The organism is Zunongwangia endophytica (assembly GCF_030409505.1).
GTDB lineage: Bacteria > Bacteroidota > Bacteroidia > Flavobacteriales > Flavobacteriaceae > Zunongwangia > Zunongwangia endophytica.
The window spans coordinates 515122-540215 of the sequence record NZ_JAUFPZ010000002.1; the positions used below are offsets into that span (position 1 = coordinate 515122).

The window sequence follows — 25094 nt, forward strand, 5'->3', positions numbered from 1 at the left end:
ATTCTTGGAGAATTATCAATCTCATTATTGAGTAAAATCTAAAAAAGACTATGTTTAAACGCTTTATACATAGACCTGTTTTTGCTATTGTTATATCTATAATAATAGTCTTTATTGGGTCTTTAGCCATAAAAAAACTGCCAATATCGCAGTATCCCCAAATTGCCCCAACTACAGTAAATATTTTTGTGGCTTATCCTGGGGCAAGTGCTGATGTTTTGGTCAAATCAACATTAATTACATTAGAGAATTCTATTAACGGTGTACAAGGAATGCGCTATCTGGCAACAGATGCTACTAGTGCCGGTGAAGCAACCCTAAGGGTGATTTTTGAGCCGGGAACAGATCCTAACGATGCCGTGGTAAAAGTAAAAACCAGGGTCGACCAGGTAATGCCTTTACTACCAGAATTGGTACAGCGGGAAGGAGTTACGATTACGCCTATCCAGCCAAGTATGTTGATGTACGTTAACCTTTATTCGAAAAAGGAAAGTATGGATGAAAAATTTCTATACAACTATGCCAACGTAAAAATGATTCCTGAAATTAATAGGATTAAAGGAATCGCCAGATCTAAAATTTTAGGTAGCCGTAAATATGCTATGCGTGTTTGGTTGAATCCAGATAGAATGCGTGCTTATGATGTTTCCACAGATGAAGTAATGGAAGCCATGAAGGAGCAGAGTATTGTAGGAAGGCCAGGTCGTTTGGGCCGTAGCTCGGGAATACAGGCGCAATCTTTAGAATATGTGTTAACCTATAAAGGTCGATTTAACGAACCCGAAGAGTATGAGAATATAATTATAAGAGCTAATTCTGAAGGACAAAGTTTACGTCTTAAAGATGTAGGGAAAGTAGAAATGGGTAGTGAATTTTTCGATATCTATTCAAATCTGGATGGTCACCCTTCTGCAGCAATAGTTTTAAAACAAAGTTATGGTAGTAATGCCAGTGACGTTATAGAAGAAGTAAAAGGTGAATTAGAAAAAATGAAGGAGGATTTTCCTCCTGGAATGGATTACAAACTTAGTTACGATGTATCTCAGTTCTTAGATGCGTCGATAGATCAGGTAGTAGATACGCTTAGAGATGCGTTTATTTTGGTGGCCATTGTTGTATTTATTTTCTTAGGAGATTGGCGATCGACATTAATCCCAATTTTGGCTGTTCCGGTTTCTTTAGTAGGTGCATTTTTTGTTATTCAGTTTTTCGGAATTTCAATTAACCTGGTTACTTTATTTGCATTGGTGCTCGCCATTGGTATTGTGGTCGATGATGCCATTGTCGTCGTCGAGGCCGTGCATGCTAAGTTTGATGAGCATCACGACATGTCACCATACGTAGCTGTAAAAGAGGTTTTAGGTGAAATTGGTGGGGCGATTATCGCAATTACTGCCGTTATGGTTTCCGTATTTTTACCAATTTCATTTATGTCTGGGCCAGTAGGAACGTTCTATAGACAGTTCTCTATTACTATGGCAAGTGCAATTGTTATTTCAGCAATTATAGCCCTAACCTTAACTCCGGTTCTTTGTGCGATTCTGCTTAAAAACCATCATGGGGAAGAGCGTAAACAAAACTTCTTAACCAAAGGACTTGACAAATTCAACTCAGGATTTGATAAGCTTACCGGAAAATATGTAAGCGTTCTAAAACGAATGGTGAGCAGAAAATGGCTAACCTTCGCGATTCTAATTGCGTTTTGTGCCGGTATATTTTTAGAAAGTCAGGTGCTTCCTTCAGGTTTTGTACCTAGTGAAGATCAGGGAACGATCTATGCGATTATTCAAACTCCTCCGGGAGCAACATTAGAAAGAACGAACGAGGTTTCTAAGAAACTTCAGGCGATTTGTGAAGAAGTAGATGGTATCGAATCTGTAGCTTCTTTAGCTGGTTACGAGATCATGACAGAAGGTAGAGGATCCAATGCTGGTACCTGTTTAATTAACCTTAAAGAATGGTCTGATCGTGATCATACGGTAACTGAAATTATGGAAGAATTGGAAGAGAAATCCAAAGATCTAGGTGCAGTTATCGAATTCTTTGAGCCGCCAGCAATTCCTGGTTTTGGTTCTTCAGGAGGTTTTTCCATGCGTTTGTTAGATGAAAATACAGAGACCGATTATCAGGATTTCGATAAGATCAATCAGGAATTCATGGAGAATTTAAGAGAGCGTCCAGAGCTCAAAGGACTGTTTACATTCTTCGCTGCAAATTATCCTCAATACGAATTAGAGTTCAATAACGAGCTTGCGATGCAAAAAGGCGTTTCTATCGGCGATGCTATGGAAAACCTGAATATTCTAATTGGTAGTACATACGAGCAAGGATTTATTAAGTATAACAGATTCTTCAAAGTTTATGTACAATCAGATCCTAAATTTAGAAGGTTGCCTTCTGATGTTCTTAATATGTACGTGAAGAACGATCACGGAGAAATGGTGCCTTATTCGGCTTTTATGAAGCTGAAAAAGTTGCAAGGTCCTAACGAGGTTACCCGTTTCAATATGTATAATTCTGCTGCGATTCGTGGATTACCGGCTGAAGGTTATACCACTGCAGAAGCTATTGGAGCGATTAAAGAAGTGGCCAAAGAAACTCTTCCTAAAAACTACGATATCGCATGGGAAGGATTATCTTACGATGAGGCACGACGTGGTAACGAATCTATTTACATATTCGCTATCGTATTGGTATTCGTATACTTTGTACTATCAGCGCAATATGAAAGTTTTATCATACCATTATCTGTTATACTTTCTCTGCCCGTAGGTGTGTTTGGATCGTTTATGTTATTGAAGTTTATGGGACTTCAAAATGATATCTATGCACAAATTGGTTTGATTATGCTGGTTGGTCTGCTGGGTAAAAATGCCGTGTTAATTGTCGAATTTGCCGTAATGAAGCATCATGAAGGATTGTCGATTTTAGATGCTGCTATCGAAGGAGCCAAAGTACGATTTAGACCAATCTTAATGACGTCGTTTGCTTTTATCGCCGGGCTTATTCCTTTAATTCTAGCTAGTGGAGCAGGAGCGATAGGAAATAGAACACTGGGAGCATCAGCCTTGGGCGGTATGCTCTTCGGGACCTTATTCGGAGTGTTAATTGTTCCTGGCCTTTATTACATCTTTGGAAGTTTAGCCGAAGGAAAATCCCTAATTAAATTCGAAGATGAAAATCCATTAACTGAAGATTTTGAATATGATGAATAATATAAATAAATATAAACGTTGCTCTTATCTGGGCGCAGCAGCAGGAATTATACTTACTGTTTCGTCGTGTGTACCTTCATTATCAGAGAAAGCAGTTAGTAAAGAGGTTCCCGGGGATTATCATAATTCCCAGGATTCTCTGGCTAGCAAAACCTTTAATGAAACAGATACTTCAAGTTCAGCTTTGATGGATTGGAAGTCTTTTTTTAACGATCCTCATCTGTCTGCATTAATCGATACGGCATTAGAAAATAATCAAGAACTTAATATTACGCTTCAGGAATTACAAATTGCAAAAAGCGAAGTTCAGGCTAGAAAAGGTGAATATTTACCTTCTATAGGACTAAAAGCTGGGGCAGGAATCGATAAAGTTGGAAAATATACCCGTGAAGGAGCGGTAGAAGAAAACCTAGAAATAAAAGAAGGGCGAAATTTTCCTGATCCATTACCCGAATATACTATTGGCTTGAATGCGCAATGGGAAGTAGATATCTGGAACAAGTTGCACAATGCCAAAAAGTCTGCCGTTATGCGATACTTATCGAGTATTGAAGGTAGAAACTTTATGGTAACCAATCTTATTGCTGAAATTGCTAATTCTTATTACGAATTATTGGCTTTAGATAATCAACTTCAGATTGTAAAGAATAATATCGAAATTCAGGAAAGAGCCTACAGAATTGTTAAGCTTCAAAAACAAGCCGCTCGAGTTACCCAACTTGCGGTAAGTAAATTTAATGCTGAAGTTTTGCATACTAAAAGTTTACAATTCGACATTCAGCAGCGAATAGTGGAAACAGAAAATAAACTGAACTTTTTAGTGGGACGCTATCCACAACCAGTTCAGCGTAATTCAGAGGATTTTGCAGCGATGATTCCTAAACAAATAGACGCAGGATTACCTTCGCAATTATTACAAAATCGTCCTGATATTCGACAGGCAGAATACGATATGCAAGCTTCTAAACTGGATATTAAAGTAGCAAAAGCACGTTTTTATCCATCTTTGGGAATCTCTGCTAATGTAGGATACCAAGCATTTAATCCAGATTATCTGTTAAATACGCCAGAATCTTTAATTTACTCGGTTGCGGGTGATTTGATGGCACCTTTGGTAAATCGAAACGCGATTAAAGCAGCTTATAAAACAGCGAATGCGAAACAAGTGCAAGCCGCTTTTGATTATGAGCAAACGGTTTTAAAGGCATATATAGAAGTTGCCAATCAATTATCCAAAATCGATAATCTGAAGAAAAGTTATGATCTAAGATCTTCTGAAGTTGATGCGCTAACCGAATCAATTAAAATTTCGAATAAGTTATTCAAAAATGCTCGAGCAGAGTATATGGAAGTTTTAATGACGCAGCGTGATGCTCTAGAATCTAAATTTGATCTTGTAGAGACCAAGATGAAGCAAATGAATGCGGTAGTAAATATGTACCAGGCGCTAGGGGGCGGCTGGAAAAATTAGTTTTTTTATTGTTTGTTTATTTGAATTGTTGGAAGAGCTCCCAGATTTTATTACCTGGGAGCTTTTTTTATTTTTTTCTAAAATCCGATTTTAAGTTTGGCTCTTGTCATATTAAGAGGTGTAGGATTAAATATCGCATTGTTGTCACCGGGTAGTAAAGTTTTGTTTCCGATATCAAGATTGATATTGTTGTTAATCTGAAAGTCTAAACCGAATCCAAACTCTGAAGTTGGAAAGAATGGATCCATAGGTGTAGTAGATTGCATCTCAACTTGATCAAATGGCGCTGAAATATATTGTGCTGAAATATAAAATAAACTTTTGGGCGCTACCTGCATGTCTAATCTCGCCCCATAGGAATAGTGCAACGACCTATTCGCGCTCATAAAATCATAGCGTTCTAACAATCCAACAAAAGCTTCAAGTTTCAAAAAATTTTGTTGAACTATTTCAAAATTATTCTGGAAATGAGAAAATGCGCCAACCCCAAATAAACGATCTGAGACTTTATTTTGACTGAACTTAGCGGTTAATCCTTTTTCCGTAGAAGTTCTTTCCTGCCCACTTACAAAATGGAAAGAAAGCAAAAGCAACACAATTAGACGATACTTCAAGATATAGTGATTAAGAGATATTAAAGATAACGCTCTGTTCTAAAATATATTCTTAATTACTGGATATTTGTAAGTTAAGATTTGTTATTTATAGGGTTTTTTCTAGAAAAATTATCTTTACCGAAGTCAATGTGATAGTCAGATTCAAAGAACGTACTAGGCATATAGTAATCTGTGGTGATAATTTGTGCACCCGATTTTTTAGCCGTTTCAAAGCGAGAATAATCATTATTTCTGGCTTCAGTAGTATTTGCATCGGCTCTTGTCCTAATAATATAGCCTTTTTTTACTAAATCTGATATTCGTGAATCATTAGGATCATTAATGATCATAGCTGCTGCTTCCGGAGAATTCTCATTAGAATTGGTGAAAATTATTCTGTTTTTTAAAGAAGGATGATTTTCGATATATAATTCCTTTTTTTCATCTTTCGTATCTAAAATGAACATGAATTTGCCTTTAGCCTTATCGATAGTTGGCCAATTTCCAGCGATTATAGCTTCATTTAAGGTTTTAAAATCAGCTCGAACATCATCTGGTGAAATTAAATGTTCTTTACCTAAGAATTTCAGAATAACATCATCTAATTCTTGGTAAGCTTCCGCAGTAAATGGTTCTGGTGAGGTACCAAAATTATTCTCTTCACCATCTTTTGGCTCTAGCGTAATAAATATTGGTGTGTGATCTGGATTTTCTTCAGACCAACATTTTAAATCTTTCAAACAATTTTCAAAAAGGTAATATTGAGTTCTAAAATCGATATCTGGTATATGGATCATTTTAAACCCTGGTTGCGCTAATTTGTTTTCAGGATCATATTCCGATTGGTCTTCAGCTAAAGATAAACCTTTGGGATTCGAGAATTTACCACCGTCTATATCAATATAAACATCAATCTCTAAATTTCTAAGTCCCATGCTTAATTGTTCCAACATTGGGATATGCTCGTATTGTAAACCTTTTAATCCTCCGGTGGTATCCTGACTTTCTAAATAGGTATATAAAGAGTCTTCAATAGCTTTCTTATAACTATTATGAGATCCAATAACCTGAACTTCATTTATTTTTTGTTTGGCTTTGGTGTTATCTGAACATGCAGAAAAAAAGTAGATACTAATTAATGAGAATAGGGTGATAGATAGCTTATTGATCATTGGAGTAATTAAATTTTAGCCGCTAAATCTAGATTTTTAAGATGAGCTGAACGTAATCTTAAGAATAAGTTGTGTTAAGAAAATGTAAGCTTGGCTCTTTATGTAGTTAATAAATCCGAGCTAAATATTAAGAGAAAATTATTTAGGTAGTAGGGAAAGGTTAATAAATATAGCGGAAATACAGAATTACTTAAAGCTTTAGTAAGATTAAAAAAATGTGAAAGAAATTAACATTTCCTTATTTAGCGGCTTGAAATTTAAAGTAAAACCTTTTACCAAAATCAATAATTTAAGATGTTCTAACAAATCAACACGAAAGAAAAAAGAACCACAGTTGCTACCAACAACTGCGGTTATTCATTAAGCATTGTGCAACCAATTACTTAACTACATGTATTTTAAAATTACACAATTAAAACCGAAAAAAATAATTTTTGGAATGTCGGTTTTACTAGCTTCTCAAATGACTACTGCAGCAAACAGCGGTATTTATTATGAGAATGCCAAAACTAAAATTAGTTCTAGCAGATTTCAACAAACTATTACCGGTACGGTAGTAGACGACAAAGGAATGCCTTTACCGGGTGCAACTATTAGAGAATCTGGCACCGATAATGGCGTTGTGACCAATTTTGATGGTCAATTTACAATAGAGGTTTCTGATAATGCAACTTTAGAAGTTTCTTATTTAGGTTTTAAAAGTATTCAGGTTGAAGCTAAAGACGGAATCACTGTAACCTTAGCTGCCGATGCCGCCAATCTCGATGAGATTGTGTTGGTTGGTTATGGTAAAAAAACAAAGAAGGATTTAACGGGAGCTGTAAGCCAACTTTCTTCAGAAGATTTTAAAAAGGGAGTTAATGTTTCTCCAGATAATTTAATCCAGGGAAAAGTTGCTGGTGTACGTGTTGTACAATCTAGCGGAGAACCAGGAGCCGGGGTAGATGTTTCGATTCGTGGTATTGGATCTATTCGTAGTGGAAGCACACCGTTATTCGTAGTAGATGGGATTCCTTTAAGTAATGAGAATGTAAGCGCTGGTGGTCCAGATTTTGGATTAGGAAATACTGCTGCTAAAAACCCGCTTAACTTTTTAAACACGAGCGATATTGCATCGATTACTGTTCTTAAAGATGCATCTGCTGCGGCGATCTATGGGGCTAGAGGCTCTAATGGTGTTGTGATTATAACTACAAAACAAGGAGAAAAAGGAGACGCTACAATAACGGTAGATTCTTATTTAAATGTTTCGAATGTAATAGATAAGGTAGATGTACTTTCCGCTTCTGAATATAGAAATGCTATCGACGATCCATCATACGATCATGGTGGTAGTACAGATTGGCAAGACGAATTGTTTAGAACAGCAATTACCCAAAATCACAATTTCTCATTTTCCAAAAGAACAAAGAGTGGTAACTATTATGCATCTCTTTCTCATATGGATCAGGAAGGGATTGTAGAGACTAGCGACTTTAAAAGAACTACGGCTAGGATTAATGCGGAAGAATCTTTCTTCGATAATAAAAGGTTGAAGGTGAAAATGAATCTTACTGCCAGCCAAATTGATGAAAACGGAATTCCAAACGGAGCAGATGCAGGATCAGACGGGCAGGTAATAATGCATGCTTTAATGGCAAATCCTACACGTTCGGTTTTTGATGCAGACGGCGATTATACCAACTTCAATATGAATGCGCATTACAACCCTATGTATTTGCTAAATATCTATGAAGATAAAACCGAAACATTAAGAGTTTTAGGGAATATTGAAGCTACTTTCCGTATTGTTGAAGGATTAGAATATAAATTCAATTTAGGTATTGATCGCTCTACTTCAGAGAGAAATTCAACTATATATCCTAACGTGACCGATAGAACACCTCTCGGTGCTTATGTTCAAAATAATCTTGATTCACAAAGCTCTTTAGTAGAACATTACTTAACCTACAATTTCGATATTGATAGAAGTAATTTTGAAGTTTTGGGAGGGTTCTCTTATCAAAAATTCAATTTTTCAGGAACTTCTTTTTCTACAACCAACATCAGTCCTATGGACGAAGGTGTAGCGCCAGAATATAATCCCGGTTATTCCGGAGAACAGTCTGGTGTAAGTGGTTACGCTCAGGAAAATGAGCTTCAATCTTACTTTGGTAGAGTTAATTATACTTTTGATGATCGCTATTTGGTGACTGCTTCTTTAAGAGCAGATGGTTCAACTCGTTTTGGAGAAAATAGTAAATACGGTTATTTCCCATCTTTCGCTTTGGGGTGGAATATAGATAGAGAATTATTCCTTGGTGATTTTAATGAAATAGATCAATTAAAATTAAGAGCTAGCTGGGGAGAAACTGGTAACCAGGAAGTTCAAAATAAGATCACGCAGGCAAGTTATTCACAGTCGGCAGCAGGTGGTTACTATCTTTATAGCGACTATAACTTAATGAATGGTGTTGTTGTAAATCGTACAGCGAATCCCGATTTAAAATGGGAAGTAGTTACACAGTTTAATGCCGGTGTAGATTTCAGTTTATGGAATAATAAGTTATACGGTTCATTAGATTATTACAATAAAACAACTACCGATGCGATTTTAAATATCCCTTCTGAACCTTTAAGCCCAACAACTTCAGTTTGGAAAAATATCGAAGGAGAAATTGTAAACAAAGGTTTTGAATTTACTTTAGGATCTAAAATTGTAAGCACAGAAGATTTTGACTGGTCTGTTGATGTTAATGGTGCTACACTAAATAACGAAATCAAAAATTTACCAGTTTCTGAATTATACTCTGGTAGTGTTGCCGGCCCTGGTTTAACGGGAGTAGCAGCAAATATCTACAAGAGCGGTTACGAGGCAGGTTCTTTCTTTATGCTAAAGCATCTTGGTTTTGACGAAAGCGGAAATGATATTTTTGAAGATATCAATAATGACGGAGTAATTAATAGTGACGACCGCCAGATTTTTGAAGGCGCTATACCAAACTTTACTTTCGGTTTAAATACAAGTTTAAGCTACAAAAGATGGGATTTAAGTATGGCATTTATTGGCCAAACAGGTGGTTATTTAGTGAATAATACCAATTTGGCTTTAAATATTAATAACCTCGCTTCAGATAGAAATGTACTTTCTGAATTTTACGAAGCAGGTGCAGATCCTCAAAATACACCACAGCTTTCTACTTTATATATGGAGAAATCTGATTTCTTAAGATTAAATAATGCAAGAGTAGGCTATACTTTTAGCACAGCAGATCTTAATTGGTTAAAAGGTCTTAATCTTTACTTAAGCGCTCAAAATGTATTCACTATAACCAATTATTCAGGATTCGATCCTTTAGTAAATAGTCCAAGATCAACAGGAGGTAATCAATCTATTGGGATCGATTATACAACTTACCCATCTTCAAGATCTTATATGATTGGTGCAACTTTAAAATTATAATAAATGAAATTTTCACATATATCAACTAAAGCTATAATTGCGATCTGCTTCACTGCAACTTTATTTAGTTGTACAGATTTAGAAGAAGAAGTAATTGATGAAGTAATCGGAGGAAAAAGTTCCAGTCCCGAAAGTGCCATGGCGGCAGCCTACGGACAGTTAGCAGAAGGAACATTTACCGATCACGGGAATGTATTTGGACTTCAGGAATATCCAACAGACGAGTGTATGCTACCTACAAGAGGTAGTGACTGGGGAGATGGTGGGAAATGGAGAGCCTTAACCGAATTTACCTGGGGAACCAACAATGCAGCCGTTGCTAGTACATGGAATGCTTTAAATAGTGGTATCACTAAAACCCTTACCGCTATTGAATCTTTGGAAGCAAATCCAGATTATGAAAATTACGAGCTATTTTTAGCAGAAGCTAGAGGACTTTTAGCATTGTACGTTTATAATACGATCGATTTATTTCAACAAGCACCTTACAGAGATCCATTTACAGAGAATGCAGAATTAGAATTTCTTCAGGCAGATGCTGAAATTGATAATTTAATTATCGAAGTAGAGTCTCTTATTCCAGATTTGGCAAACTTAGGAGAGCAAAGAACCTTTAATGCACGCTTCACCAAACAAGCCGCTTATGCTTTGCTAGCCGATATGTATTTAAATCGTGCTGTTTTAAAAGACAGATATAATACTTCATCTAGCTTTAATTTTACTGAAGCTGCTGTAGATAATGATGGTAGTGATATGGATAAGGTGATCTATTATACGTCATTATTAATCGAAGGAAACTTCAGTCTAGAAAGTAATTATTTTGCCAATTTTGCGATTGATAATAAGAATGGTTCAGAAATTATTTTTGCAGTAGCACAAGAGAATGATAACATTCGTAGAAGTGATAATGATTTTGCATACATGTCTACAGGTAGAGCCCAAAAGCCAACTCCAGATAATAGAGGTACCAATGCTTCTTGTGTAGAACCAGAATTCTATTACACTTGGGAAGGAAATCATGATGATCCTCGTTTTCACAGATATTATCAATATGCTGATGGAACTTGGTTTATGAATGATGGGACAACAGGTAGTGTGCCTGCAGAAGATGCTCGTCCTGATACTGGTGGCGCATGGTTTCATTTTAATAGAGGCCTACAGGTTGGCCAGCAATATGGACCAACGTTAGACGGTGAAGGAGGATTTGATATGACTTCAGACGGTAGAATTGCTATCAGCAAATTAATGATGGAAAAGAACACGACCGTTCCTATGGATTACACGCCAGATCTTAATTTTGACAATTCGCTTTCTGCGGTATTTAGTCAGGATCAGATTAATCGCGGAGTAAGAAATTTTAAATGGGAATTCGATCCTGAATATGGTAATGGTACAAGCGCGGTAGATGTTCCTTTATATAGATTAGGTGGAATTTATTGCATGAGAGCTGAAGCTTACTTTAGAAATGGAGAAACTGCAGCAGCTTTACAGGATATTAATTTACTTAGAACCAGCAGAACTCGAGAGGCTTTATTTAATAATGAGCCAGGAAAAGCGATTTCTTCTTTAGATGAAGAAACACTTTACAACGAGATTGGTTTTGAAATGTATTGGGAAATGTACCGAAGAAAGCAAATGATTCGCTTCGGAACTTACGATGAAGCATATACCGCTAAAGCAGCAACAGAACCTTATTTGCGAGTGTTTGCTATTCCGCAGGAAACTATCGATGTTACTGCTGAAATTACACAGAATATGGGATATTAATTGTATCCTTTTAGAATTAAAATTGAAAAGGAGTGCTGTAAAGTGCTCCTTTTTTTATGCTGAAATTCGACGATTTTGGTTTTTATTTATTTTTAAATAACGGTCGATTTAAGAGCATGATCGATCTCCATCTTTTTTTCTTCAAACATCAAAAGCTTAATTCATTATATTCTTGAAATTATCAATTTTAAGTCAATGTTAAGCCTAAATTTCTCTAATGTTAGCCTAGTCGTATGTATGTTAATCCAATTCAGTTAAAAATTAGCATCACGAATTTCAAAAATTCCTTTATTCAGTAACAATCTATCATTCTTTAGGGGTATAAGCTTAGGATTTAGGAATATCTAAGGATAAAAGGCTAAAAAAACATGGTTGGTTCCAATTTAGGAGTCATCTACGTTAATTAAACTATACATAAACTTCAATTAAACTTTATGCAGCTCTTTCTTCCTTATTTAGCGGCGTGTTAATAAAAACCTAATTCTAGTATTTGATGCTATAAATAGGCGATTCAAACATTACTAAATCGTAGGTACCAACAGGAACCGCGGTAATTTAATTAAGCATTGTGCAACCAATTAATTAACTACATGTATTTTAAAATTACACAATTAAACTCGAAAAAGGTACTTTTTGGTCTTTCCGTGTTACTTTTTTCTCAAACTGGTGAGGCTGCTCCAGTTAAAAAGCCCTCGACAGAATTTACGATCACTAGCAAATCTATTCAGCGATCAATTAGTGGTGTAGTAACAGACGATCAGGGAGTACCACTTCCCGGAGCGACCGTTATGGTAAAAGGAACCAATAATGGTGTTACTACTAATTTTGATGGAGAATATACTATTGATGTTCAGGAAGGTGATATTCTGCAAGCATCTTTTGTAGGTTTCCAAACCTTTGAAATAAATGTCTCTGGGAGAACGAATTTCGATATTCAGTTAGAGACCGATAGTGCATCCTTAGATGAGGTTCTAGTTGTAGGTTACGGAACTCAAAAAAAATCTGATCTAACAGGTTCAGTAAGTTCAGTGAGTGACGAAGAATTTAATAAAGGGATCAATACAAATCCTGGAAACTTATTACAAGGTAAAGTTTCTGGTTTAAATGTTACTAATGCAAGTGGAGAGCCAGGTTCTGGTCAAGACATTATAATTCGTGGTGTAGGAACCTTAAGATCTGGAACTTCTCCTTTATATGTAATTGATGGATTTGTATTGGACAATTCATCTACAGGGATGCCCACTAATCCTTTAAACTTTATTAATACAGAGGATATTGAATCGATCAATGTTCTGAAAGATGCTTCAGCTGCTGCAATCTATGGATCGCGTGCTGCGAATGGTGTTGTTGTAATTACCACTAAAAAGGGAAAAGCAGGAAGAACACAAATCAATTTTTCTGCTTCAACAGCAATTTCTTCCATTGCAAATAAAATCGATGTATTCTCTGCAGATGAGTTTAGAAATGTAGTTGAGGAAATTGGAGGAAGCTTAAGCGATAACGGAGCAGATACCGATTGGCAAGAAGAGCTTACAAGAACTGCAATTACGAACGATGTTAATTTTTCGATGAGTGGAGGAACCGCTAAAACTTCTTACTTCGCATCCTTAGGCGCAAGAGACCAAGAGGGAATTCTTAACAATAGTGATATCAAGAGGTATTCAGGTAGAGTTAATGTTACCCAAAAAGGTCTAGATGATCGTTTGAAAGTAGATTTAAATTTATCGGCTACTAGAACCGAAAATGAGCGTCCCGATACCGAAACAATGGTTAGCAATATGTTGTCTTTAAACCCAACAAGACCGGCTTACACTAATGGAGAACCTACCGTTTTTGGAACGGGAATTAATCCATTGATTATTGAAGATATCTATGGAGATTATTCTTTTAACAATCGTATGATTGCTAATATTTCTCCTTCTCTTGAAATTATCGATGGCTTAACTTATAAATTGAATTTAGGGGTAGATTATTCTAAAACTGATAGAGACGAGCAGTCCATCCCATATTCCGAAAATCCAGATTTTGCAGATGGCTCTATAACTTCAACTTTTACTACAAACCGAAACACTTTAATTGAAAATACGCTGAATTACGAAGCAGATTTTGGAGATCACGGTTTAAGCCTTTTAGCAGGTCATTCTTATCAAAAATTCTATATTCATGAAAAAGAATATTATTTTTCTAAGTTTCCTGATAATGGTATCGAACCAAGATATCAACTAGGCGAAGCCAGAGGGGAAGATAATACTCAGTCTTCTGAAGCAGTTCAAAACGAACTACAGTCTTTCTTTGGAAGGGTAAATTATAGTTACGATGATAAATATTTAGTGACTGCAACCGTGAGATCTGATGGTTCTACTAAGTTTGGAGAAAACAATGAATACGCAATATTCCCATCTTTTGCTTTAGGATGGAATATTTATAAAGAAGATTTTCTGGAAAACTCGGCTATTAGTAATTTAAAATTAAGAGCAAGTTGGGGTAAATCAGGTAATCAAGAAATTCCTTCTAAACAAACTAATTTAAGCTACGGAGAGAGTTTTGAGGATAATGATATTTACCCAATGAATGGTGATGAAACTACCCGCGAAAGCTATCCTTATGGTTTAGTGTTTGCTCGTACTGCCAATCCGGATTTACAGTGGGAAGAAACAGCGCAAACAAACATCGGTTTAGATTTTGGATTTTTTAATCAGAGATTAACCGGTACGGTAGATTATTTCTTAAAAGAAACCACAGATGTTTTGCTTTATTTCTCTACTCAGGATCCTATTGATGAGGTTGGGTATACGTGGCAAAATATTCCTGATATGAAAATCGAAAATTCAGGTTTAGAATTTTCTTTAGACTATCAAAGTGATAAAACAAGAGACTTCTCTTATAATATTGGCGGTAACCTTTCATACATCAAAAACGAAATTACCGATTCCCCATTTACTATCGTAACTACGGGTACAGCACAAGGGTCTGGACAAACGGGAGCAACGATAAATGGGTATATGAATAATCAACCTATCGGTAACTTCTTTGTAAGACAATTTGAAGGCATTGGCGCAGATGGGCTTAGCCAATTTACAGATATCAACGGTGACGGGCAGATCGATGATAGTGATCGTACATCTTCAGGAAGTGCCGTTCCCGATTTTATTTATGCTTTCTACACTAAATTCAATTATAAAAATTTCTTTTTAGGATTGAATTTCAACGGAGTAAGTGGTAATAAATTATATAACCATACCAGAATGAGTTTGTTTAATAAAACTCAGATTTCAAATTCCTTAAACACTACAGACCAAGCGATCGAGTTTGCAAACGAAGATCCTAGTAACACTAATACTGTTTCTACCAGATATCTGGAAGACGGAAGCTTTTTACGTCTAAACAACGCAACATTGGCTTACGATTTAGATCCTAAAACTATAGGTTTGGGAGATTGGTTAAACAGCTTCAGATTATCAGTAACAGGGCAAAACTTATTTGTAATTACCGATTATAGCGGTTTTGATCCTGAACTTAATACAGGAACTTCTGGAGATGCGAAGTCTTTTGGTATCGATTATTACACCTATCCTAAAGCAAGAACGTTTGTTTTTGGTTTAAATGTATCCTTCTAATTTTAAAAAAGTAAAAATGAAACATAGAATTCTAACTGTATTTGCGGGACTTAGCGTATTAGCATTTACAAATTGTACAGATTTAGAAGAAGAAATATTAGACGAATCATTAACCGGATCTGAAGGTCTTGTTGAACCCATTAATGGTTCGATGGCTGCAGCTTACGGTATTCTTCCACAAACCTTTAGACATACTCGATATTTTGGGTTGCAGGAAATCCCTTCAGATGAAGCGATCTTGCCTCCAAGAACAGGCCTTGGCGGGACGCAGTGGGCAGATAATGATACGTATACTACTGCACATAGACATTTAATGTCTTCAAATAATAGTTTAGTAACAGGTGCCTGGAGCTATTTAACGACTGCTTTGTTTAGAACCGTTGCTGCAATAGATGTAATTACACCAATGGCTGAAGATGGAGACGCAGAAGCAGTACAGGCATTAGCTGAAATGAGAGCTTTAAGAGCTTATGAGAATATGCTATTTTTAGATAGTTGGGGATTAGCTTTTGGTAAAGAAACGACTTCAGAAACTTCTGAAATTTTAAGAGGTGAAGAAGCAGTTGCTTACATCGAATCTGAATTTTTAACAGCCTTAGAAAATATCAATAACGATCGTGGTCCTGGTAGAATGACAGAGGATGCTATCTATGGATATTTAGCAAAATTATATTTGAATGCAGCGGTTTATAGAGATCCTTACGGAACTCCAAATTTCAGCGATTCAGATATGCAAAAAGTAGTAGACTATACCGATAATATTATTAATAACGGAGGCTATTCGTTATCCTCAGAATATTTTGATCTATTTAATGATGAGAATCACGATAATTCTGAGTTGATTTTTGCTTTAGATCTTCGCGGTGTTCTTAATAATGATCACAACCGTTGGGCATATTGGTCGATGTCGGGCTCTTTATTTCCAAGACCGGGAGAATTTTATTTGAGTATGGATGGTACCGATGGTCCTGCAATGACCTCAGATTTTTACCAAACCTGGGTGAATGCCTATGGTGATACCGATCCTGCCGATGCCGATGCCAGATTCTATAAAAAGAATGCTGAAGTTCCTGCTGAGTTAGAAGATATTTCAGGATTAACGCCGTATAAAAATGATACTTTAGGAAAAGTAAGTGACAAGGATCATTATTTTGTTGCAGGTTCTGATTTTGAAATTGATCGCGGAATTATTCGTGGTACGATGTGGGCACCAAGAAAAACGGAATTTCGCTCTGGTAGTTTTATGACCGGTACAGATGCTAACGGAAACTCAGGATTTAAAATTTTTCCTTTAGCTGAAGCACGTGAAAATGGTTCTGAAGAAGAAGATATTACTTATTATGTAGACCATACGTTGGATATTAGCCTGGATGGTAGCGCAGGTTATGCAAGTGGTTACCGTTTTGCGAAATGGCAATTCAGTAAAACATCAGACGATGGTAATAATTACAGTAGTGTAGATCTAGTATTATTACGTTTAGCAGATGTTTATTTAATGAGAGCTGAAGCTAAATTAAGAATGGGCGATAATGCGGGTGCTTTGCAAGATGTAAATACGGTAAGAACTTCTAGAGATGCAAGACCAGATCAAACACCGGCAGCATGGTCATCTATCGATTTAGAGAGCTTGTATAGAGAACTTGGTTTCGAATTCTATTGGGAAATGCACCGTCGACAAGACCAAATTCGATTTGGAAAGTACGAGGATTCCTGGACTTCAAAATCAGATAGTGATCCTAACCATAGATTGTTCCCGATTCCGCAAGAGGCGATCGATGGAGCTTCAAACGTAGAAGGTTACTTGTTACAGAATCCAGGATACTAAATAAATGTAATTGTTTGATAAGCGGTAGGAGTTCTTTGAGCTTCTACCGCTATTTTATATAAAGTTATGAAGAGAGATTTCAAAAAAATACTGGTTTTTTCAGCAATATCAATAGCGATAGGCTGCGGAAAAACTTCCGAAGAAAAAACAACAGCAGCTACTAAAGAGTCGGAAGAAGAACCGCTAAATATCATTTTTATGGTAGGGGATGGAATGGGAATTCCGCAGGTTTCCAGTGCTTTTTATTTTGGTGAAGGGGAGCCTAATTTTAAACAATTTGAAAATATTGGGTTAAGTCGCACATCCAGTACCAGCCATTTAATTACCGATTCTGCTGCCGGGGCTACGGCTTTTTCAACAGGAAAGAAAACGTATAAAAGAGCAATCGGAGTGTCTTCAGATACGCTACCGCTTCCAACAATTTTAGAGCAGCTAAAAGATCGAGGATATCAAACCGGTTTGGTAAGTTTAACTTCCATTACGCATGCCACACCCGCTGCATTTTATGCGCATGTTGAAGATCGTGATATGCACGAGGAAATTGCAAAACAGCTTATAGATGCTGAAGTTGATTTTTTTGCCGGAGGAGGTAAAAAATACTTCAGAACTAGAGAAGATGGTATGAATCTTTTTGATAGCCTAAAAGCTAAAGAATATAAATTGGATACTTTAGAATTAAGTAAACCAAACAATGATCGGCGTAACGCGTATGTTTTAACTGAAGAAGGTTTACCATCCAAACCTGAAGGTCGCAAAGACTTTCTTCAGCAAGCGTCCAAATTAGGATTAGATTATTTCGCGGCGAATAATAAACCATTTTTTATGATGATCGAAGGATCATATATCGATTGGGGAGGACACGCCAAAGATGATAATATGATGATCCAGGAGGTTTTGGATTTCGATAAAACAATTGGAGTGGTATTAGATTTTGTAAAAGCACATCCAAATACATTAGTTGTAGTCACTGCAGATCACGAAACAGGTGGTGTAAGTATCGGTAAAGCCTACGACGAGTCCGGGAAAGAAATTCCGCAGCAGGTTCAGGTTTATTTTAATACCGATCAACATAGTACCGAGTTGATTCCTGTTTTTGCAAAAGGTAAAGGAGAAGAATTGTTTAGAGGGATTTATGAGAATAATGAAATCTATCACAAATTAATGCAAGCGATTGATGAAAATTAAGCATTTTAAAAAACTAATATTCGTACTAATTTGTTCTTTTTTAAGCGGAATTTCAACAGCGCAAAGTAGTTATCAATTTCATTCTCATAATGACTACGCTCAGGAATTTCCTTTTTGGAAGGCTTATATCCATGGAGCCTCTTCTATTGAAGCAGATGTTTTTCTGAAAGATGAAGAATTATTTGTTACTCATACTGAAGAGGAAATAGAACCGAATCTTACGCTAGAGAATCTCTATTTGAAACCACTTTCTGAATTAGCGAAAAGTGGAAAATTAAGGAAAACCCAGTTATTGATCGATTTAAAATCTTCAGCCCAGCCTACTTTAAAGGTGCTGATGAAACTTTTAAAAAACTATCCTGAATTAACCAAAATCGATAATTTAAGCTTCGTTATTTCAGGCAATCGACCGGGGAATTCTGAATATAAAAACTATCCCGATTTTATTCAATTTGACCATCAGGATGTTTCAAATTTAGATGAAGCCGATTTAAGTAAAATTGCTCTAATTAGTAAAAGCTTCAAAGAGTATTCGGTTTGGAATGGTTTAGGAAGAATTACGGCTCCAGAGCTTCAGAAAGTTGAAGAAGTGATAAAAAAGGCTCACGATGCGGGAAAGCCTTTTCGTTTTTGGGGAGCTCCAGACACTAAAACAGCGTGGAGTAGATTTGCAGCAATGGGCGTTGATTTTATCAATACCGATAAACCGGCAGAAGCTTCAGCCTATTTGGAAAGTCTTGATAATAGAAATGTTGAGCTGAAAGATCCAATTTCAGTGTATCATCCAAAATTCAATTTTGATAAAAATTCAACGCCAAAGAATATTATTTTGATGATTGGGGATGGGAATGGTTTAAGCCAAATTTCTTCAGCAATGATTGCGAACAGGGGAGAATTAACGCTTACACAATTACAGAATCTAGGCTTTGTAAAAACATCAAGTTTTGATGATTTGGTAACCGATTCGGCTGCTGGCGGAACTGCTATGGCAACTGGAGAAAAGACGAATAATCGTGCGATCGGCACCGATGCTGAAGGAAAAGATTTAGTAGCTATAACCGAGATTCTAAATGAAAAAGGATATTTAAATGGCATTTTAACGACCGATTATATTACAGGAGCAACGCCATCATCCTTCTATGCCCATGTTGTAGAACGTGATGATAGCAATGCGATATTAGAAGATCTTAAAACCAGTAATATTGATTTTTTCGTAGCTGCCGGATCGAGCGACTTCAATAAAATTCAAGATGAATTTGTACAAAAAGAGCTAAGTGAATTTAACGATTTTGAAGATAGAACTTCTGTTTTTCTTTCCGAAGAAAGTTTAGGTGGTGTTGAGGATCGTGGGAATCAGTTTCCAACGTATGTTCAAAAAGTACTTCAGAATTTAGAAAATCAAGAAAAACCTTATTTTTTAATGATTGAAGGCGCTAAGATCGATAAAAATGGACACACCAATAATGCAAGCGGAATTGTACAAGAAATACTAGATTTTGATAAGACCATTGCTGAGGTTCTAAAAGTAGCCGATAAGAATGAAAATACGTTGGTGGTTATTACTGCCGATCATGAAACTTCAGGTTTTGGCATTATGCAAGGCAATCTTGAAGATGGGAAATTGGAAGGCGGTTTTTTAACGAACGATCATACTGCGGTAATGGTTCCGTTATTTTCTTATGGACCTAAAGCAGAACTTTTCAACGGTGTTTATGAAAATACTGAAATTTTCCATAGAATTTTAGAAGCATTGAATATGGAGAAATAGGATAGTTGAAACCCTGAACTCAGTTTTGTTGTTTTTTGTAACTTTTTTCAGAATAAAAATAAAGCTGAGTTCGGTTTCTTACTCCATAATCGAGATTAAATGCTGCGAGATCTGCCTTGAAATAAAGCGGATTTTCAAAGCAATAATTCATCGGCTGGCCCTGACGTGGTTTGCTTAAAAGGTTAATCCAATATTACCAATTTCGTATTTTCCTCAAAAATACCTTCATCGCTTATTCTTCCGGTCACCCGAAATTGCAAGGTATCATAAGATGGAATTTCTGAAAACTTAAGACTAAGCGATATAAATTTCTGTTCGTTTAAGTCTTCTATAGGCGAGGTTTCTCCCATATGATCAAGGAACAGAAGCATTTCGTTTACGTTGCTGCCTGCAGGATAGTTTTCATTAAAATCGTATACCGTAAAGATGTTTACAGAATCTATTTGGTTAGTTTGAACATATTCATTTGGATCACTCCTTCCGTAGGTCGGTAGATCTGATAGAAAAGCACTAAAATAGATCCGTTTATCCATGGTTGAATCTGGAGCTATAGAAATGCCTAATTCTTCTCGATTAAACTCATCTAAATATGGATAAATTCCATTTTCCTGAAAAGAGAAAAGTAAAGGTCTTGCACTTTTAATGGTAGATACGTAATACTGCGATCATCCGGGCAGCCGGTTAATAGAAAACAGGAAATAATTAATAAACCAATTGAAAGTTTCTTTTTCATTTTTAAACCTGAAGTGTAAGTGTAAATTACTCTAATTCCTGAATATCACCCGTTTTCAAGTCAACTTTAAAATGGGTAGCAGGTAAACCATTAATAAATTTATCAAAAATCAGTAAAAACTGATGTAGTTTTTGCTCATTTTTATTTTGGAAATCCTTCTTAGTTTTTGCTGCAGCTATAATCTTTTTGTAGGCTGCTAATCTTTTTTCAGGAATATCTTTAAAAGCTAATTTATCGGCGTTTCTGATCTTATAGAAATCCAAAATCATATCATAAGCTTTCCAATCTGAAAAATCTTGCGGAATTTGAGCATTGTTGGAAACAACCTTAAATAATTCTTTACCGGTAAGATTGGAAAGATAAGTTTCAAATTCAACATTCCAGTCATTTGGTAGAAATCTTAATTTTACCAGATTTTCCAGATGATATTCGGTAAAATCATGATAGTTTTGGCTTTTTAAAATAGCATCATCCCAAGTGTCTAAGTTATTATTCTTTAGATATTCAAGTTCTTTTTTATAGAGCGGAAATAACTCATTAAACCTTGGAACTTCGGAAATTGAGACAGTTTCAACTTCAGCAAAATCGTCTTCTAGGTTCAAAATTTTATAACCAGGAATATAAGCGGCTAGGGAAGGAGTTTGAATATTTATAAGAAAATCTCCATTTTCATATTCTCGCTTTCCGGTATCGTTAATATGCATGTGTCCCGCAAAATGAAGTTTTATTCCGGCTTCTGCTAGTGTTTTAGCAATACGTTCTTTAGGCACTCGTTCTAATTGCCATTTATTTTTTCCCAGAAATTCATCTAATAGCGAAGAGGCATCTTCATTAAAATCTATCGAGGGATAATGGCTAAATGCAACGAGTCTTTTGTTTAGTTTTTTAGCATTTTCTGCAACCGTTTTTATCCATTTAAAAAGATGCTTTTTATGAGCGATGGTTTGGTTATATCCTATACTTGCACTACTAAGACTGCCATTTTCCTGCGGTACGTAAGAGTTTCCGTCTATTGCCAAAAGCCATAAACCTTCCTTAGGTTCGACTACGTAGGAGGCATCGGGGATAGAAAGTGAATCATTTATTTTATAGGTTCTTTCTGAAATTTGAGAAGCCATTTTAGCTTTTTCAAAAGTGTAATTTTGAGGATTATAAGTAGAGAAAGCAGTTTCCCAATATTCGTAATTTTTCTTCGGAAAAAAACCAAAATCAGCTAAAGCATTCAGTATAAAATTATATCCCGCTTTTTCCAATTTGGGTTCTATAATAGCATCATGCTCATCTGGTTTTGATTGATATAAATTAGCTTCGCTAAAAATCGGCTGATTGCTACCGTCTTTGGCTAAAAAATCCTTTTTACCTGCCGCAATAGTATAGGGACGCACCGGATCATGATTTCCTGTGGTTATAAAAAACGAAATGTCATATTGATCTACGTAAGATTTTAAAATTTCAGCAAGACCATTAATATTAATGGGTTGTCCATCGTCGGTATAATCGCCTGGAAAAGCAACTAATTTTATCCCGCGAGCTGCAATATCATCTAACACAGCTTTCAGTACAAAATAATTTTCATTAAAAAGTCTCGTTGAATGCAACTGCGCACTCATGCTTCTTATTTTAGCTTTATTAGTAATACCATCAATTTCGAGTCCGTTGAAATTTTCGTAATCCGCATAAATATCAAGCAGGTGAATATCGGCGACAAAAGCAATTTTATCTGGTGTTTGCTGCGCAGGCATGGTCAATGACATTAAAATCAATATTAGCGAAATTCGCTTCATTTTTAATGAATTTTAATGCGATGATACAATCAAAAGATCATTTCGATATTATCTTTAAGTTAATTTGATTGATTTTAGTAAACTTCCGCATTTTCCTCTACCAGCGCTTCGTAAAATTCAACGTAATTATCAATCATGTTATCGATATTACAATGTTGTTCTGCGTGTTTTCTACATGCTTTACGATCAAATCTTTCAATATTTTTAAGAGCTTCAGCCATTCCGGTTGTATCTAGAGGATCAAAAATTTGCCCAACTTCATCAGTTATAATTTCTGGAGCAACGCCTTTATCCCAACTAAGGACAGGTGTTCCTGAAGCCAGACTTTCTGAAATCCCCAAAGCTGATGGTTCTTCCCATACACTGGTAAATAATAGCGCCATTGAATTTCTTAGGAGGCGATTTATCTGTGTTTTGTCCTGTTCACCAACATAAGAAACTAATGGGTTTTTTAGCAGAGGAGCTACAAAGCGCTCAAAGTATTCGCTGTTCTTACCTCTACCCGCAAGAATTATTGGTTTGTTAGCTTTAATGGCAACTTCGATAGCTAAATGAGGTGCTTTTTCTTTGCACATAGAACCGTACCACATACAGTACTGATTATCTTTTTCAAAATTTGGCTCCCAATCATCAAGATCGATAGCATTCCTAATTACTTTAGGAAAGTTTAAAAATTTTGAATATTGATCTCTTAAGGATTCACTTACTACTACAAATTCCTGGTCGAGATCTTTTTTTACATAATCTAATGCAAATTTAATCTCAGGAAAAGCCATCGTATGTAACGTGGTTACAAACTTAGTTTTCAGTTTATTTCCTAAAATGATGGGAAGGTAATGTAGGGTTTGGTTATGTACTATATCGTATTCGTAACGCTCTAAATCTTGGAAAATTTCAGCATAAATAACCGCATTTTTTATTTGGGATGGATTGTTTTTTTCAGGATAGCTACACGATAGAGAACTGTCTTCAGCGAAGTGATGATCTAAGTTTTGTAAATTTTCGCTTTGTGAGCCCGACTTCGCATAAACGTCGACTTCTATACCTTTATCTGCTAGTTTCTGCACCATTTTGTGAGTAATCATGGCAAGGCCGCCTGCATATGGTTTCTTTAAAGGATGGCGATGATCGGCTATTATGGCTACTTTCATAATTGGTAAGTTTTGGTTGGTAATTGAGTATATCCAGTAAGCGCTAAGATTATGATTATAATATAATCTATCGCCTCTGGACAAAATTTTCTAGCTATCAATAAAATTGAGAAGAAAACTTTACTGTAAGTTCCTAAAAATTAGACGCGATTATGTGCTCTATTGCTAAGAGTATGGTAACAAAAGGTATTTTTAATAATATTTTAACGGAATATTTAAACGTAACGATGTAAATTTTTAGAACAATTGAAAAAAAATGATGTTTTTTAATCAGTTTTAAAAATCAAGCATAGCAATGAATACGTATCATTTAAAATTGAATGATGTCGAAGATTTTGTACCGCAGCTTGCAGATAAGCTGGGAATAGGATTTAAGAATAAATTAGGAGAATTTTCGGTAAGTATACCTTCCGATTATGGGAGTGGTAAAGTTAGCTGTATAAATTTCCCTAACGGTATCGGATTATATACTCTAAATGTAAAATTTTTAGAAGATACCTGTATTAAGATAAATCATCCCGATGTGTGTCCTATTCGATTTATATATTGTGTTAATGGTGAGCTGGATGCTTATTTTAAAGAAGATAATGGATGTGTGCTTAAAAGTCACCAGCATTTAATTGCTGCAACTACTTCTACCGGGATACAATGTCTTAAATTTAAAGGAGGCGATAGTGTCTTAGTCTGTTATTTAGAAATTAATCGTTTATCTTTTAAAAATTACCTTTCTTTTGATCTTAACGAAATCGGAGAAAAGTACTTTAAGCTTTTTGGGGATATTGAAGGCGATAATGAAATTTTCCAGACCGGTAGTTATGGTCTTCGTACGTTAGATACTATTAGAGAAATTGAAAATTGTAGCCTGGAAGGTTTTCCAAGAATAAATTATTTAGGCGGTAAAGCTCTAGAAATACTTTCTCATATGCTCATGCAGTTTAGAGAAGGATCACAGGAGCAAGAACCACGGTTAAAAAAGCGCGACCTTAAAGCTATCGAGAGAGCAGTTACTCATATTAATGAAAATATTTCTAATACCGGCACGGTACAGGAATTAGCGAAAGTGAGCGGCGTAAATGTGAATAAGTTGCAAGATGGTTTTCAAGAAGTTTATGGGAAAACAGTTAATTCGTATATTAGGGATGTACGCTTAACAAGAGCTATGAATTTGCTTTTAAGCGGCGAAAAAGGAGTAGGGGAAGTAGTTTACGAATTAGGCTTATCCAGCCGTAGTTACTTCTCGAAGATTTTTAAAAGACGCTACGGAATTTTGCCTAAAGATGTATTAAATAATAAGAATTTAACCGAAGCTTCGGAATAATAAATTGTAAGGAATGTAGTTATGGAATTCTTATTTGTAAATTGGTCATA

The 25094-nt window shown here is 35.8% G+C and carries 14 protein-coding genes; 9 read left to right on the forward strand and 5 right to left on the reverse strand.

Features of this window, described 5'->3' with window-relative positions; genetic code table 11:
- The first annotated feature begins 50 nt into the window (after window positions 1–50).
- Window positions 51–3215, forward strand: a complete 3165-nt coding sequence (locus QWY91_RS02405; RefSeq protein ID WP_290231349.1) for an efflux RND transporter permease subunit — start codon at window positions 51–53, stop codon at window positions 3213–3215.
- Entirely contained in the window at window positions 3205–4686 is a 1482-nt protein-coding gene (locus QWY91_RS02410; RefSeq protein WP_290231351.1) for a TolC family protein, read from the forward strand. The genes QWY91_RS02405 and QWY91_RS02410 overlap by 11 nt, the downstream gene beginning before the upstream one ends.
- A gap of 77 nt (window positions 4687–4763) precedes the next feature.
- On the opposite strand, the gene QWY91_RS02415 is transcribed toward QWY91_RS02410, so the two are convergent.
- Window positions 4764–5300 (reverse strand): hypothetical protein, encoded by a 537-nt coding sequence (locus QWY91_RS02415; protein ID WP_290231353.1) that lies wholly within the window; start codon window positions 5298–5300, stop codon window positions 4764–4766.
- Between the two features lie 74 nt (window positions 5301–5374).
- Window positions 5375–6454, reverse strand: a complete 1080-nt coding sequence (locus tag QWY91_RS02420; RefSeq protein ID WP_290231355.1) for a phosphatidylinositol-specific phospholipase C1-like protein — start codon at window positions 6452–6454, stop codon at window positions 5375–5377.
- A gap of 439 nt (window positions 6455–6893) precedes the next feature.
- On the opposite strand from QWY91_RS02420, the gene QWY91_RS02425 reads away from it, so the two are divergent.
- From QWY91_RS02425 to QWY91_RS02450, 6 genes are all read left to right on the forward strand, one after another.
- Window positions 6894–9896 (forward strand): SusC/RagA family TonB-linked outer membrane protein, encoded by a 3003-nt coding sequence (locus QWY91_RS02425; RefSeq protein ID WP_290231357.1) that lies wholly within the window; start codon window positions 6894–6896, stop codon window positions 9894–9896.
- Window positions 9897–9899: 3 nt separating this feature from the next.
- A complete protein-coding gene (locus tag QWY91_RS02430; RefSeq protein WP_290231359.1) occupies window positions 9900–11663 on the forward strand; it encodes a RagB/SusD family nutrient uptake outer membrane protein in 1764 nt (587 codons plus the stop codon).
- Between the two features lie 590 nt (window positions 11664–12253).
- Complete coding sequence (locus QWY91_RS02435; RefSeq protein WP_290231361.1) at window positions 12254–15280, forward strand: SusC/RagA family TonB-linked outer membrane protein; 3027 nt, start codon at window positions 12254–12256, stop codon at window positions 15278–15280.
- A 16-nt stretch (window positions 15281–15296) separates the two neighbouring features.
- Window positions 15297–17105 (forward strand): RagB/SusD family nutrient uptake outer membrane protein, encoded by a 1809-nt coding sequence (locus QWY91_RS02440; RefSeq protein ID WP_290231363.1) that lies wholly within the window; start codon window positions 15297–15299, stop codon window positions 17103–17105.
- Window positions 17106–17171: 66 nt separating this feature from the next.
- Window positions 17172–18290, forward strand: a complete 1119-nt coding sequence (locus QWY91_RS02445) for an alkaline phosphatase (RefSeq protein WP_290231365.1) — start codon at window positions 17172–17174, stop codon at window positions 18288–18290.
- Window positions 18280–20058: an alkaline phosphatase gene (locus QWY91_RS02450; protein ID WP_290231367.1), complete on the forward strand. Its 1779-nt coding sequence runs from the start codon at window positions 18280–18282 to the stop codon at window positions 20056–20058. The genes QWY91_RS02445 and QWY91_RS02450 overlap by 11 nt, the downstream gene beginning before the upstream one ends.
- 182 nt (window positions 20059–20240) lie before the next feature.
- Here QWY91_RS02450 and QWY91_RS02455 read toward each other — a convergent pair whose 3' ends face one another.
- From QWY91_RS02455 to QWY91_RS02465, 3 genes are all read right to left on the reverse strand, one after another.
- Window positions 20241–20591 (reverse strand): hypothetical protein, encoded by a 351-nt coding sequence (locus QWY91_RS02455; protein ID WP_290231369.1) that lies wholly within the window; start codon window positions 20589–20591, stop codon window positions 20241–20243.
- A 226-nt stretch (window positions 20592–20817) separates the two neighbouring features.
- Window positions 20818–22575, reverse strand: coding sequence for a metallophosphoesterase family protein (locus tag QWY91_RS02460; RefSeq protein ID WP_290231370.1), 1758 nt, complete (start codon window positions 22573–22575; stop codon window positions 20818–20820).
- 74 nt (window positions 22576–22649) lie between these two features.
- Window positions 22650–23726: a glycosyltransferase gene (locus QWY91_RS02465; RefSeq protein ID WP_290231372.1), complete on the reverse strand. Its 1077-nt coding sequence runs from the start codon at window positions 23724–23726 to the stop codon at window positions 22650–22652.
- A gap of 295 nt (window positions 23727–24021) precedes the next feature.
- Here QWY91_RS02465 and QWY91_RS02470 point away from each other — a divergent pair, with 295 nt between their 5' ends.
- A complete protein-coding gene (locus QWY91_RS02470) occupies window positions 24022–25044 on the forward strand; it encodes a helix-turn-helix domain-containing protein (protein ID WP_290231373.1) in 1023 nt (340 codons plus the stop codon).
- Window positions 25045–25094 lie beyond the last annotated feature (50 nt).

What these genes read in the sequence shown, in the direction of transcription:
- QWY91_RS02405 (WP_290231349.1), top strand. Translation starts at nt 51, where the DNA reads ATGTTTAAACGCTTTATACATAGACCTGTTTTTGCTATTGTTATATCT.
- QWY91_RS02435 (WP_290231361.1), top strand. Translation starts at nt 12,254, where the DNA reads ATGTATTTTAAAATTACACAATTAAACTCGAAAAAGGTACTTTTTGGT.
- QWY91_RS02425 (WP_290231357.1), top strand. Translation starts at nt 6,894, where the DNA reads ATGTCGGTTTTACTAGCTTCTCAAATGACTACTGCAGCAAACAGCGGT.
- QWY91_RS02445 (WP_290231365.1), top strand. Translation starts at nt 17,172, where the DNA reads ATGAAGAGAGATTTCAAAAAAATACTGGTTTTTTCAGCAATATCAATA.
- QWY91_RS02465 (WP_290231372.1), bottom strand. Translation starts at nt 23,726, where the DNA reads ATGAAAGTAGCCATAATAGCCGATCATCGCCATCCTTTAAAGAAACCA.
- QWY91_RS02410 (WP_290231351.1), top strand. Translation starts at nt 3,205, where the DNA reads ATGATGAATAATATAAATAAATATAAACGTTGCTCTTATCTGGGCGCA.
- QWY91_RS02420 (WP_290231355.1), bottom strand. Translation starts at nt 6,454, where the DNA reads ATGATCAATAAGCTATCTATCACCCTATTCTCATTAATTAGTATCTAC.
- QWY91_RS02460 (WP_290231370.1), bottom strand. Translation starts at nt 22,575, where the DNA reads ATGAAGCGAATTTCGCTAATATTGATTTTAATGTCATTGACCATGCCT.
- QWY91_RS02450 (WP_290231367.1), top strand. Translation starts at nt 18,280, where the DNA reads ATGAAAATTAAGCATTTTAAAAAACTAATATTCGTACTAATTTGTTCT.
- QWY91_RS02470 (WP_290231373.1), top strand. Translation starts at nt 24,022, where the DNA reads ATGAATACGTATCATTTAAAATTGAATGATGTCGAAGATTTTGTACCG.
- QWY91_RS02455 (WP_290231369.1), bottom strand. Translation starts at nt 20,591, where the DNA reads ATGGATAAACGGATCTATTTTAGTGCTTTTCTATCAGATCTACCGACC.
- QWY91_RS02440 (WP_290231363.1), top strand. Translation starts at nt 15,297, where the DNA reads ATGAAACATAGAATTCTAACTGTATTTGCGGGACTTAGCGTATTAGCA.
- QWY91_RS02430 (WP_290231359.1), top strand. Translation starts at nt 9,900, where the DNA reads ATGAAATTTTCACATATATCAACTAAAGCTATAATTGCGATCTGCTTC.